Annotated in this window: 13 protein-coding genes and 1 pseudogene; 13 read left to right on the top strand and 1 reads right to left on the bottom strand. The window is 57.2% G+C overall.

Going from position 1 to position 12097, the window contains the following annotated elements; genetic code table 11:
- Window positions 1-8: 8 nt before the first annotated feature.
- The 8 genes from acpS to ACESLM_RS23660 all read left to right on the top strand — a co-directional run bounded on the left by acpS (window position 9) and on the right by ACESLM_RS23660 (window position 7765).
- Window positions 9-401: a holo-ACP synthase gene (acpS, locus tag ACESLM_RS23695; RefSeq protein WP_372635149.1), complete on the top strand. Its 393-nt coding sequence runs from the start codon at window positions 9-11 to the stop codon at window positions 399-401.
- A 152-nt stretch (window positions 402-553) separates the two neighbouring features.
- On the top strand, window positions 554-1438 hold the full coding sequence (locus tag ACESLM_RS23690; protein WP_372635146.1) for a helix-turn-helix domain-containing protein: 885 nt from the start codon (window positions 554-556) through the stop codon (window positions 1436-1438).
- On the top strand, window positions 1435-2553 hold the full coding sequence (gene mutY / locus ACESLM_RS23685) for an A/G-specific adenine glycosylase (protein WP_372635144.1): 1119 nt from the start codon (window positions 1435-1437) through the stop codon (window positions 2551-2553). The genes ACESLM_RS23690 and mutY overlap by 4 nt, the downstream gene beginning before the upstream one ends.
- Before the next feature lie 271 nt (window positions 2554-2824).
- Entirely contained in the window at window positions 2825-3232 is a 408-nt protein-coding gene (locus ACESLM_RS23680) for a hypothetical protein (protein ID WP_372635141.1), read from the top strand.
- A 67-nt stretch (window positions 3233-3299) separates the two neighbouring features.
- Window positions 3300-3554 (top strand): hypothetical protein, encoded by a 255-nt coding sequence (locus ACESLM_RS23675; RefSeq protein WP_372635138.1) that lies wholly within the window; start codon window positions 3300-3302, stop codon window positions 3552-3554.
- A gap of 15 nt (window positions 3555-3569) precedes the next feature.
- Window positions 3570-3995 carry a chemotaxis protein CheW gene (locus ACESLM_RS23670; RefSeq protein ID WP_372635135.1) on the top strand — a complete coding sequence of 142 codons (426 nt, stop codon included), beginning with the start codon at window positions 3570-3572 and terminating at the stop codon, window positions 3993-3995.
- 4 nt (window positions 3996-3999) lie between these two features.
- The gene (locus ACESLM_RS23665) at window positions 4000-6666 is read left to right on the top strand and encodes a chemotaxis protein CheW (protein ID WP_372635133.1); all 2667 of its coding nucleotides are present in this window, start codon (window positions 4000-4002) and stop codon (window positions 6664-6666) included.
- Between the two features lie 82 nt (window positions 6667-6748).
- Window positions 6749-7765 carry a protoglobin domain-containing protein gene (locus ACESLM_RS23660; RefSeq protein ID WP_372635130.1) on the top strand — a complete coding sequence of 339 codons (1017 nt, stop codon included), beginning with the start codon at window positions 6749-6751 and terminating at the stop codon, window positions 7763-7765.
- Window positions 7766-7817: 52 nt separating this feature from the next.
- Here the strand turns inward: ACESLM_RS23660 and ACESLM_RS23655 are convergent, their stop codons facing one another.
- Entirely contained in the window at window positions 7818-8429 is a 612-nt protein-coding gene (locus ACESLM_RS23655) for a superoxide dismutase (protein ID WP_094046856.1), read from the bottom strand.
- 392 nt (window positions 8430-8821) lie between these two features.
- On the opposite strand from ACESLM_RS23655, the gene ACESLM_RS23650 reads away from it, so the two are divergent.
- From ACESLM_RS23650 to ACESLM_RS23630, 5 genes and pseudogenes are all read left to right on the top strand, one after another.
- Window positions 8822-9244: a GNAT family N-acetyltransferase gene (locus tag ACESLM_RS23650; protein ID WP_094046857.1), complete on the top strand. Its 423-nt coding sequence runs from the start codon at window positions 8822-8824 to the stop codon at window positions 9242-9244.
- A 138-nt stretch (window positions 9245-9382) separates the two neighbouring features.
- A complete protein-coding gene (locus ACESLM_RS23645; RefSeq protein ID WP_372635126.1) occupies window positions 9383-9967 on the top strand; it encodes a DUF402 domain-containing protein in 585 nt (194 codons plus the stop codon).
- Window positions 9964-10599, top strand: a complete 636-nt coding sequence (lepB, locus tag ACESLM_RS23640) for a signal peptidase I (RefSeq protein ID WP_372635123.1) — start codon at window positions 9964-9966, stop codon at window positions 10597-10599. Before ACESLM_RS23645 ends, lepB begins: the two co-directional genes overlap by 4 nt.
- A gap of 10 nt (window positions 10600-10609) precedes the next feature.
- Complete coding sequence (gene queG / locus ACESLM_RS23635) at window positions 10610-11758, top strand: tRNA epoxyqueuosine(34) reductase QueG (protein WP_372635120.1); 1149 nt, start codon at window positions 10610-10612, stop codon at window positions 11756-11758.
- 127 nt (window positions 11759-11885) lie between these two features.
- Window positions 11886-12097: pseudogene (locus ACESLM_RS23630) on the top strand (HD-GYP domain-containing protein); the annotation flags it as partial.

Genomic DNA, 12097 nt, shown 5'->3' with positions numbered 1-12097 from the left:
CGCACGGCATGATTGTCGGAATCGGTCTGGATGTCGTGGAGACGGCGCGGATGGCGAACATTCTCGCGGGGCGCAGCGGGTCTAGGTTTATCGGCAGGGTGCTGACGCCTGCGGAGCGGAAGGCCTGGGAAGCCCTGCCGCCGCGGCGGGCGTTGGAATACGCCAGCGGCAGATTCGCCGCCAAGGAAGCGGTCGTGAAGGCGTTGGGATGCGGGATCGGAGCAACGGTGGGTTTCCAGGATATCGAGGTGATCGCCGATGAGCTTGGCAAGCCCGTGTGCAGGCTGTCTTCCGCCGCGATCGCGCGTCTCGGATGGGAAGATCCGAATTATCGGCTGCATATCGCGATTACGCACGAACGCGCGCTCGCGGCGGCTACCGCCCTAATCGAAAAGCTATGAGCGACACCAGTCCGGCAACGCATTCTGCCGGGCTGTTATTTATTGGGTTGATGATTATGATATGGTAATTTACGCTTCGCTATTCGTGACGTATAATGGAATAATGTTAATGGGATGAAATTTAATTTTATCCGGATAATGGGGCATTGATGATGAGAACGAATTATATCACGATCATGATGAAGCATTTCGAACAGATGAATCTCGAGGTGGCCGCGGCGGCGGAAACGGTACTGGACGCTTCGGTTCTGAAGGACAAGGACACCGTATACGATTGCCATCGCTTCTTGTTCGTCAGATCTTCGGGCGAAGGCAAGCTGATCGCCCAGAACAAGGAGATTCCGCTGGAGAACGGCAAGCTGTTTGTTTTATTGGCGGGCATGCCGCATCGCATCGTACTGGAGCAAGGCGAGTCGGCGACGCTTCAATGGTGCCATTTTCGCAGCAGCTATGAGGATCGGGACTTGTACCGGGCGCTGCAGATTCCGTTTCATATCCGGGTGGAAGACGAGGATGCGGTATCGGGATTCTTCGTCCGCCTGTTCGAGGAGCTGGCGCGCAACGGCCTGACCTCCAAGCTTAAGATCAAGGCGGCGATGCTGGAGCTGATCAGCTATTATTTGGACAGTCTCTCGCTGATCGACAACACGGCTCCCACCGACGATCTGCAGAAGATAGATAGGGTGCTGAAGTACATCGACGAGCATCTCGCGGACAACATAACGGTCGAGAACATGGCCAGGCAGGTCTACTTGCACCCGAATTATTTTATCGTGTTTTTCAAAGGGATTCTCGGCTATTCGCCGATTCAGTACGTGAATCTCAGACGGATGGAGATCGCCAAGAGCCTGCTTCTGAAGCCCGACAGCAACGTATCCTCGGTCGCCGGGCAAGTCGGCATGCAAATCTATTACTTCTCCAGAATGTTCAAGGCGCATACGGGATTGACGCCAAGCCGCTTCCGCAAGCAGGCGGCGTTCATCGCGGCTTCATCGGGAGCGGACAGCAACGAGAGGGAAGAGGGGAAATCGCGTTGACGGCAACGGACGATAAACGGTATTTCGGCGAAGGCTTGCTGCGGTGGTATCGCAAGGCGCGGCGCGACCTGCCCTGGAGAAGAAGCCGGGATCCTTATTACATTTGGGTGTCCGAAATCATGCTTCAGCAGACTCGCGTGGATACGGTCATTCCGTATTTCAACCGGTTCGTGGACCGTTTTCCGACGCTTCGGCATCTGGCTGAGGCGCCGGAGGACGACGTGCTGAAGCATTGGGAAGGATTGGGCTACTACTCCAGAGCGCGCAATTTGCAAGCGGCCGCGCGGGAGGTGGCCGAGCGCTACGGGGGAGAAGTACCCCGGAGCAAAGCGGAGGTGTCCGCGCTGAAAGGCGTCGGTCCGTATACGACGGGCGCGATTCTCAGCATCGCTTACGATCAGCCGGAACCGGCCGTGGACGGCAACGTGATGAGGGTGCTGTCCCGATACTTCTGCCTTGAGGACGACATCGCCCGCCCGGCGACGCGGATCGGGATGGAAGAGCTGGCTCAGTCGCTTATACCGGAAGGGCAGGCCGCCGACTTCAATCAGGCGCTGATGGAGCTGGGGGCCATGGTGTGCACGCCGAAATCCCCGTCCTGCCCGGAGTGTCCCGTAGGCGCGAGATGCGTGAGTCGGCTTCAGGGCAAGGAGCGGGAGCTCCCGGTGAAGACGAAGGCCAAGAAGGCGAGACCGGTGCTCCGCTGGGCCGCCCTGATCGAGGGGAGCGGAGCGTACGCCGGCAAGGTGCTCGTTCGGCAGCGGCCCGAGACGGGACTGCTGGCGCAAATGTGGGAGCTTCCGCACATCGAAGCGCCGGACGAGGACGCGTGGACTCGGCCGGAGGAAGGGGCGGCGCTGCTGGAGGCGGCCCTTGCGGAAGACGGCGTCCTTGTGAAGGCGGCATCCGGCGAGGTCGTCGGGGAGACGCAGCATATTTTCACCCACCTCGTCTGGAAAATCAAAGTGCTGGGCGCCTCGGCGCTGGAGGAGCAATACGTGGCCGACAGGACCGGCTACCGCTGGGTCGGGCCGGAAGAGTTCGAGAACTACGCGTGGCCGAACGTGTTTCGCAAATGGTTAACGGAATATTTCCTTCTTACTCTGCGACGATAAGCCGGGCTGTTAAGCCAGGCTGCGCGGAGGCTCGCCAAGGCGCTTTATGCGCCTTGGTTTTTTTGCGTTTGAGCCCGTTCGTCCGACGCCCAAACAATTTCTTAACAACTGTACGATTCGGTTAGCGAAAAACATATCTGTCTCATATTCAGTAAGCACAAGATTTAATAATTCCGCCTTACAGTAAAGGAAGATGAGGAAACGAATCAGACGCAAGCAAGGAGGCGGCCGTCAGTTATGCAAGCTGACATCCTAGTTGAGGAGGCATGAAGTGAAGCTAATACAGTTTTACAGACAGCTTTTCCTGGAGGCGATCAACATGTACGAGCCGGTGTGGGAAGAAGATGCGGTGTCGTTCGGTTACCGTTGGCACAAGCGGAACTACCCTTTGAGAGAGCAATTTCAAATCAGGGACATGGATCCCGAATATCCTGCGCTTATGTATTCGCTGATCTTGCCGGAGGCTTATCTGAAAACGACGATTTACGAGGAAATCAAAAGATATCCTTCCAAATACGAGCTATCCATCGTGATTCTGAATCGCCAAGTTTGGCTTAATGCGACGCTTCAGACGGACAAGCTCCAGGATTCCCTGATGGGCTTTCTCTACCAATCGCGCGGGGAGTTAATGAATATATTGGATTGCATCATTCGGCTGCCGGCGGAGACCGAGGTTTAACAACGCATCGCGGTCGTCAGCGGCAAAACCCTTACAAAGCGTCAAAGCGGTGGAAGAGGCGGCCGGATTGTCGGCGGCGACCGGACGGACGTTCGAGCGCATCGTCGGCATGGTGACGGAGACGGCCGGGCAAGTGTCCGAGATCGCGGCGTCCAGCGAGCAGCAGGCCGCGCAGTCCGACGAGGTTCTGCGCGCGGTCGAATTGATCGCGGCGGCCAGTCAGCAGTCCGCGGCCGCGGCGGAAGAGGCGGCGAGCTCGTCCAATTCGCTGGCCCGCCTGTCCGAGAAGTTGAACGAGAACGTGTCGATTTTCAGAGTGTAGGAGAGAGGAAGCGCCATGAAAAACTATATCGTCTTAGGTCTGAACGGGGAAAAATACGCGCTGTCGATCTCGGAGATTCAGGAGATCATCAAGGTGCAGCCGATTACGGAGGTGCCGTGCGACAAGCCCTTCGTCAAAGGAGTCATCAACTTGCGCGGCAGAATCGTTCCCGTTATCGGGTTAAGCGCCCGGTTCGGGGCGGAGGAAGCCGAGCAGGGATCCTCCGCGCGCATCGTCATCGTGAGCTCGGAAGCGGACGATATCGGAATAGGCGTGGACAGCGTTGATCAAGTAGCGTCCTTCGACGAGATTCTGCCCCCGGCGACGGATAGTTCCGCGGTCGCGTCGCGCGACTATTTGTCGGGCATCGGCAAGCTGGGCGATCGGCTGGTAAGCATCTTGGATTTGAAAGCCGTGCTAGGCTTAAGAGGGGAGCTGTAATCGGATGGACCACTTCGCTTCGACCTATTTGAGCGTCTTCCTGGACGAGTTGGAAGAGCAGCTTCTGACGCTGGACCACTCCATTCTCGAGCTGGAGAGCGGCGGCAATCAACAGGATACGATTCAGAAAATATTCCGCGCCGCGCATACGTTAAAAGGTTCTTCGGCGGCGATGGGCTTCCATCAGATGAAGGAAGTGACGCACAGGGTGGAGAGCGTATTCGACCTGCTGCGCCAGGACAGGCTGTCGCTGAGCTCCACGCTCATCAACACGCTGTTCGATTGCATCGACTATCTGAAATCGCAGCGCGAAGCGTTGAGGCAGGGGCGGACGGAAGAGCAGCCGCACGGAACGCTTCTTATCGCCTTGAACGATTGCTTGTCGGGCCGCCCGGCCGTGTCGGCCGGAAAAGAAGAGACCGACGGATTGCCGGAGTTGAACGGCTGCGAGGGTACGGAGTCCGGATGGGCCCAGACCGAGTTGGAGGAGATGGCGCGCAAGAGAGAGGAAGGCGTACCGCTCTATCTGGTATCGGTGACGTTGACGGCAGGAGCGGATATGCCGACGGTACGCGCCATGCTCGTGCATCGCACGCTCAGCGAGACCGGCGAAGTGATCGCTCTGAAGCCGTCGCTGGCCGACTGGGAGAACGAGGAGCTGCTGCTGTCCGGCCCGATCTCGTACGTGATCGCTTCCGGGCATCCGCCCGAAACGATCGGGAGCAACGTGCTGCAGCTGTCGCAAATTAACGACGTTAACGTACAGCTGATCGAGTCGTTTCCTCAGCCGGGCAGGGAGCGCGGCCGGACGAAGGCAGAAGCTTTCCTGGACGAGCATGCGGCTCCGGTCGCCGCTTCTGTCGCTGCGCTCGACGCGGCTCCCGTTTCCGCATCGGGTCCTGCCGCATCTGCCCCGACGGCTGCGCCGGATGCGGTCGCATCCGTTTCGTCGGCATCGCTTCCGTCAGCCCCTGCGGGCAAGCTGGAAGCAAGCGCGGAAGGCAAGGCGTCGATCCAGCAGACGGTTCGCGTAGACGTAAAGCGGCTGGAGCATCTGCTTAACCTGGTCGGGGAGCTGATTATCGACAACACCCGGCTGCAGGAGGTTCGCAGGAAGCTGGGCGAGCGCGACAAGCAGGACCAGGACGTCGCGACGCTGGGCGAAGTGACGGATCATCTGAACCGCGTCATCGCCGAGCTTCAGGAGGGGATGATGAAAACCCGGATGCTGCCGATCGAGCAGCTGTTCAATCGGTTCCCGAGGCTGGTCAGGGATCTGTCCCAGCAGGCGGGCAAGGAGATTCAATTCACGATCGAGGGCAAGGAGACGGAGCTCGATCGGACGCTTATCGAGGAGATCGGCGATCCGCTCATACATATTTTGCGCAACGCGGCCGACCACGGAATCGAATCTCCCGACGAGCGCGAGAAGCTCGGCAAGCCGCGCAAAGGACTGCTGCTGCTACAGGCGAGCCACCAGGAGAACGCGATCGTCATTCGCGTGAAGGACGACGGCCGCGGCATCGATCCGGAGAAGGTCAAGCGCAAGGCCGTTCATAAAGGCTTCATCACCGAGCTGGAAGCCGCGAGGCTGTCGGACAAAGAACTTATCGCGCTTATTTTCCACTCGGGAATGTCTACCGCGGAGCAAGTGACCGAGCTGTCCGGACGGGGAGTCGGCATGGACATCGTGCGAACGCAGATCGAGAAGCTGAACGGGCTGATCGACATCGACACGACTCTTGGCCAAGGGACGGAGATTACGATCAAGCTGCCGCTGACGCTGGCCATTACGCGGTCGCTGCTCGTCGAGCTGGGCAAACATACCGTCGCGATCCCGCTCGTCCACGTTCTGGAGACGTTCCAATTATCCTCCGCGAACATCCAGAGCGTTCATGGCAAAGAAATTTGCACGGTCAGAGGCGACATTTTCCCGCTTGTCAGGTTGCACGGCAAGCTGCGCACGGAGCCTGCGCGCGCGGGCAAGGGGTATGCGGTCATGATCGGGGCGGCGGAGCGGCGCGTATGCCTGTACGTGGACCGGCTCGTGGCCAACCAAGAGATCGTCATGAAGCCGTTGTCCGCTTACCTGGGACAGGTTCCGTACGTCTCGGGGTCTTCGATTCTGGGAAATGGCAGCATTGCTTACATTCTGGATGTGAACGCCGTTGTCCGCGATGCGGGAACGGTGATCGATCCCGGACGGGTCGGCAGGCATGCGGTCAAATCCGTGCATACCGAGAAAAGGGTCACATTCATGCTGGGCGACCAGCGCTATGCGCTCGACATCGGGCAGGTCAAAGAGATCATCCGCGTGCCGGCCCTGTTGCAAGTGGCGTCGACGTCGCCGGAGATGCTCGGCATGTTCAACCTGAGAGGCTCGCTGCTGCCTGTCGTCGATCTGGCGCAATGTCTTGGTCTCTCTCCGCTGCCGATCGGGGAAGAATCTCGAGTCATCGTCATGAGGGAAGGCGGAAGCGATATCGGGGTGCTCGTGGATTCCGTAACGGAAGTGTTCAATATGCCGGACAGCGAAGTCGAGACGACTCCCGCGGCGATCGCGAACGTCGCATCCGAATTTATCAGGGGCATCCACAAGCGCGGAGACGAGCTTACGGTGCTGCTGAGAACGGACAAACTACTGGCGGCCAGCGGTTTCTGCATCGCGTAATCGAACAATATCGAAGGTGTGCTTGACGAACGGACGGTTTCAAGCCACTCTAGTAAGAGATAACCGACAAGGGGGGAACTGCTTGATTCAAGTCAGCGATTCGAGGCTCAAGCAATTGAAGTACATCGGCATCTCGGAGGAAGATCTGGCGTTATTGAAGTCTAAGGAAGCTCAGTTCGCGGAGATTACGAACCAAGTGGTGGACGAGCTCTACGCGAAAATCATCGAGCAGCCGGAGCTGCTGAGACTGATCAACGGACATAGCACGATCGAGCGGCTCAAGGAGACGCAGCGCTGGTACTTCCAATCGATGACGGCCGGCGAGATCGACGAGGCTTTCTTCAGCAAGAGGCTGTATATCGGCAAAGTTCATTCGAAGATCGGCTTAACGACGAATTGGTATCTAGGTACTTATATTCTATATTTGGATTTGGCGACGAAGCATCTGAAGCGGGTCGATCCGGAAGATTGGGTCAAGTCGGTTCATTCGCTGAGCAAAATGTTCAACCTCGATTCCCAGATCGTGCTCGAAGCCTACGAGGAAGACGAGAAAGCGAAAATCGAGAGGTTGGTGGAATCGCGCCAATATATGCTGACCAAGGTGAGCTCGGTCGTCCAGGAGCTGTCCTCGATGATGGTGCAACTGAGCGCCAGCAGCAATCTCGTCGCGTCGAACGCTTCGCATACGGCGTCCGTTCAGGAGAATTCCCACGCGAAGGTACGGGAGCTGGCGGGCAGCATCGACGAGATCAGCCAGCTTGGAACGACGATGCGGGAGATTTCCGACCAGTCGCATCTCATCGGCCTGAATGCGGCGCTGGAAGCGGCGCGCGCCGGAGAAGCCGGGCTCGGCTTCGAAGTCGTCGCCAACGAAATTCGCAAGCTGGCCATGAGCTCCAAGCAGTCGCTGGTCGCGATCCAGAGCAAGCTGAAGGAAATCCGCTCTTCTCTTGACGAGGTCAAGCACGGCAGCGAGGAGACGGTGCGCTTCTCGCGGGAACAGGCGGCAAGCTCGCAGGAGCTGTCCTCGTTCGTACACATGATCGATACGGTGACGGCGGATTTGAACGGATTGCTGGAAGAGGACGCCGTTCATTAAAAAAAGCGCATGACTCTCCGAAACGGAGGTTCATGCGCTTTTGGCATGTCGATTACTTCGCGGAATCGTAGCTCGCGCCGACTGCGTTCCAGTCCACGACGTTCCAGAATGCGGCGATGTAATCCGGACGCTTGTTCTGGTACTTCAGATAGTAAGCGTGCTCCCATACGTCCAGTCCAAGCAGCGGCTTGTCGCCTTCCATGATCGGGCTGTCTTGGTTAGGCAGGCTGTATACTTTCAGCTTGCCGTCTTGGCCGAGCGCGAGCCATGCCCAGCCGGAGCCGAAGCGGGTCGTCGCGGCAGCCGCGAACGTTTCCTTGAATTTATCGAATCCGCCCAGCTCGGCGTCGATCGCCGCGGCCAGAGCGCCGGTCGGTTGTCCGCCGCCGCTTGGGCTGATCGTTGCCCAGAACAGGCTGTGGTTGGCGTGTCCTCCGCCGTTGTTGCGAACCGCGGTGCGGATGCTTTCCGGAACGGCGTTCAGGTCGGAGATCAGCTCTTCAACACTCTTGCTTTCCAGCTCTGGAGCGGATTTCAAAGCGTTGTTCAGGTTCGTTACGTAAGTGTTGTGGTGACGGCCGTGATGGATCTCCATCGTCGTTGCGTCGATGTGCGGCTCAAGCGCGTTAGTCGCGTAAGGAAGTGCCGGTAATTCGTGTGCCATGGTCAATTACCTCCTAAAATGGGATTGCGATATGTAGCCTAATCGCTCACAGTCTTTATTATCCAATATCCTTCGGATTAAATCAACATAAATGTATAAAAAGTCTCGAGAAGGACGAAGAAGGGGGTTGGCGGCGACCTGCAACCTCTTCATTATGTCCTTTTCGATCACGATTATTCGCCATAAATGGCGAAAAACAGTCTAATTTGGCAGTTATAATGAATGAATGGGCGTATACCTCGTTAATAAAGCGTTTTCATCTCGTTATCTAGCAGTTTTACAAAAAAAATTTAGCTTATTTTAAGAAAAGAACTAGAATTTTCGCCAATTTGTCGTAAAATGAAGAGACCGTTAACGGGATGTAAAACTGAATGCTCGGAGGATTAGACAGCATGCAGATTCGTTCTTTCCAATTGTCAGACTACAAGTTGGTCGCGGAGCTTCTGGAAGAGGTATTATCGGAAGAATGCTGCGAAGAGACGATGGGAGCTTTCGCCCGCCAATTGTCCTGGGACAGCGAATTGGTGCTCGTGGCGGAATCGGCCGGAAACATCGTCGGCGTATTGATCGGAACGATTGACCATCACAAGGGGTATGTCTATCGCATTGCGGTTCGGGATCAGTTCAGACGCCAGGGCGTCGGACGGCAGCTTGTTTCTCATATGAGCAACCGGTTCAGGCAGCGCAACGTATTGAAGGTGTTGGTCGCGGAGGACAAGCACAACGAGTTGCTTCGCCCTTTCTACGATTCGCTCGGACTCATGTCTGTCAATACCGTTCAGTTAACACAGCCGCTTGCGATCGTAGCAGGCTGATTCGAGCAGAGGTTCATGGAAAGCATATCTTTAACGCCATTGCTTTTGGCGGGGAGATATGCTTTTCTTATATTACACGCATCGCGCGGGCAGATTCGGAGCTGCTCGATCAACCAGAACCGCAGGGAGGGACGAGCCATGACGGAAAGCGCGGACGGGCAATATTCGAAGTGCGTGATCAAGAGCTTTAAGCATGACGGTTCCTTGCATCGGGTATGGCTCGAGAATTGGCAAGTTCCCGCGAATCGGCTGCATGAGGGACTGGATCCCCGCAAGGCATGGGTATTGATCAACGAACATACGACGGTTCAGGAATCGAACGGACGAGAATGGTCGAGCCGCATTCCCGCCGTCACTTATTTTCTCCCCGAACGCTGGTATAACGTCGTCGCGTTGCTGGAGGAGGAAGGCGTTCGCTACTATTGCAATTTGGCTTCTCCTCCTTACAGGTACGGAGACGTGCTGACTTATATCGATTACGATCTGGATATCGTGGTTCTGCCGGACGGAACGGCGACGGAGCTGGACCGCGACGAGTATGACGCCCACAAAGCTTCATATCGTTACGGAGCGGCGGTGGAGGAGCGGATAGAGTCGGAGCTGCGAGCGCTCCGCGCGGATATCGGGGTCGGAGCTTTTCCTTTCGACGCCGCCGCGGCCCGCTTCTATTACGAGCAGTGGAAAAAGCAGATGAATGCAGAAGGAGGGGAACGGGCCACATGACGGAAGGAATGGATACGGGAGTTCCCGAAGGAAGAAGCCGCTCGGCTTCCAAGGTTCAGAAAGCTCCGAAAGCGCAGAAGTCCCGAGACCGGGGACCGCTGTTGACCGGATGGCGGAAAGAGCTGTGGGACTGGGCGAAGGCGCTCATCATCGCGGCGGCGATCGTGCTGCTTCTCAAGGCTTTCGTCTTCCAGCTGTCGACGGTGAAGAAAATATCGATGGAGCCGACCCTTCACGAGGACGAATGGCTGTTCTTGAACAAGATCGCCTTGCGGCTCGGAAGTCTGGAGCGCGGAGACGTCGTTATTTTCAAAGATCCGAGCGGGAGCGAGGAAGGCAAAGAGTACTTGGTCAAACGGATCATCGGCGTTCCCGGGGACCAAGTGGAAATTCGCGACGGGGAGCTCTATATTAACGGAGAGCTGAAGGTGGAGCCGTATACGGATTCGAAGATCGAGGACGGGAACTTCGGGCCGACGACGGTCAGCTCAGGCCACTATTTCGTGATGGGGGATAACCGTCATCGGAATGCGAGCAAGGACAGCAGAGCGTTCAAGGAAGTGTCCGAAGAGCTCGTCGAGGGTCGGGCGGATCTGATCGTATGGCCGATCACCCGAATTAAGAAGCTGTGAGCGATTGCGCATGAACAGGGATTATCGTTATTGGAAGCAATTAAAGGAAGAGCTGCTCGAGGCGGCGCCCGGTCTGGGCATCGACAAGCTGGGCGTAACGACGGCGGAGCCTTTCCACGAGTTGAAGGAACGGTTGATCCGCCACCGCGAACGGGGACACGAATCCGGCTTCGAGGAGCCGGATCTCGACTTGAGGACGGATCCTTCGCTGCACATGCCCGAAGCGAAGTCGATTATCGCGATTGCGGTCGCCTATCCGACGAAGCTGAAGAACGCCCCCGTATCGGTGCCGGGACGAAGACGCGGTATTTTGGCGCGTTCCGCATGGGGCGAAGATTATCATCAGGCGCTCAGGAGGCGGATGGCGAACCTGTCCGAATGGATTCTGGAACGAGTGCCGGATGCCATGCTGCTGCCGATGGTCGATACCGGCGCGCTGTCGGACCGGGCCGTGGCCGAACGGGCCGGCATCGGCTGGAGCGGCAAAAACTGCTCGGTGCTGTCCCCGGAGCTGGGCTCGTGGATGTACCTGGGAGAAATGATTACCAGTCTGCCGCTGCCTCCCGACAGCTCCTTGCCCGACGATTGCGGCGACTGCACGCTGTGCATCGACGCCTGCCCGACGGGAGCGCTCGTCGGCCCCGGTCAGCTGAACGCCCAACGCTGCATCTCCTTCATTACCCAAACCAAGGGATTCGTGGACGACGAGATGAAGCTTAAGATCGGCAACCGCTTGTACGGCTGCGATACGTGTCAGATCGTCTGCCCGGTTAACCGCAAAGTCGACATCCGTCATCATGTCGAGCTGCTGCCCGATCCCGAAGTGGTCAAGCCTCTGCTTCGTCCGCTGCTGTCGATGGGCAATCGGGAATTCAAGGAGAAGTTCGGTTCCAGTTCGGCGGCGTGGAGGGGACGCAAGCCGATTCAGCGCAACGCGCTGATCGGATTGGGCAATTTCCGCGACGCGGAGTCCGTGCCGGACATTGTGACCGTCCTGCGCAACGATCCCCGTCCGGAGCTGAGAGAGTCCGCCGCCTGGGCGCTCGGGCGCATCGCTACTCCCGAAGCGCTGGAAGGACTGCGTGAGGCGCGAGAAGGAGAAGAGAGCGTCGAAGTGCTGGGCGCAATCGACAGAGCGCTCGAACAACGGAGCAACTAATAGATTATTTCCGAGGAAATGAGAGGCATTTCATCCTTCTTGCCTTCATTTCCTCTTCTCTTTTGCCGAAATACAGGTTAAACGCAACAAAGACGAACATCGAGATCGAGGCAGGAGAGAAACCGATATGAAATTAGTCGACATAGAAACGGTAGAACCGGGACAAATATTGGGCAAGACGATTTTTTCCTCGAACGGAGCCGTGCTGCTCTCGACCGGCGTACAGCTTACCGTATATATGATTAGCACCCTTAAACGACTGGGCGTCACGACGGTCTATATCGACGATCCGATGTTTCGCGATATTTCGCACGATGAACTGTTGTCGGAAGAGACGAA

Source organism: Cohnella sp., assembly GCF_041641335.1.
Lineage (GTDB): Bacteria > Bacillota > Bacilli > Paenibacillales > Paenibacillaceae > Cohnella.
The sequence above is the reverse complement of the archived record's forward strand: the minus strand, read 5'-3'. Positions and strand labels throughout refer to the sequence as shown.

Excerpts from the sequence above, each read along its gene's own strand:
- ACESLM_RS23670 (WP_372635135.1), top strand. The coding sequence starts at position 3,570 with ATGAAAAACTATATCGTCTTAGGTCTGAACGGGGAAAAATACGCGCTG.
- acpS (WP_372635149.1), top strand. The coding sequence starts at position 9 with ATGATTGTCGGAATCGGTCTGGATGTCGTGGAGACGGCGCGGATGGCG.
- ACESLM_RS23665 (WP_372635133.1), top strand. The coding sequence starts at position 4,000 with ATGGACCACTTCGCTTCGACCTATTTGAGCGTCTTCCTGGACGAGTTG.
- ACESLM_RS23650 (WP_094046857.1), top strand. The coding sequence starts at position 8,822 with ATGCAGATTCGTTCTTTCCAATTGTCAGACTACAAGTTGGTCGCGGAG.
- ACESLM_RS23655 (WP_094046856.1), bottom strand. The coding sequence starts at position 8,429 with ATGGCACACGAATTACCGGCACTTCCTTACGCGACTAACGCGCTTGAG.
- lepB (WP_372635123.1), top strand. The coding sequence starts at position 9,964 with ATGACGGAAGGAATGGATACGGGAGTTCCCGAAGGAAGAAGCCGCTCG.
- queG (WP_372635120.1), top strand. The coding sequence starts at position 10,610 with ATGAACAGGGATTATCGTTATTGGAAGCAATTAAAGGAAGAGCTGCTC.
- ACESLM_RS23690 (WP_372635146.1), top strand. The coding sequence starts at position 554 with ATGAGAACGAATTATATCACGATCATGATGAAGCATTTCGAACAGATG.
- ACESLM_RS23645 (WP_372635126.1), top strand. The coding sequence starts at position 9,383 with ATGACGGAAAGCGCGGACGGGCAATATTCGAAGTGCGTGATCAAGAGC.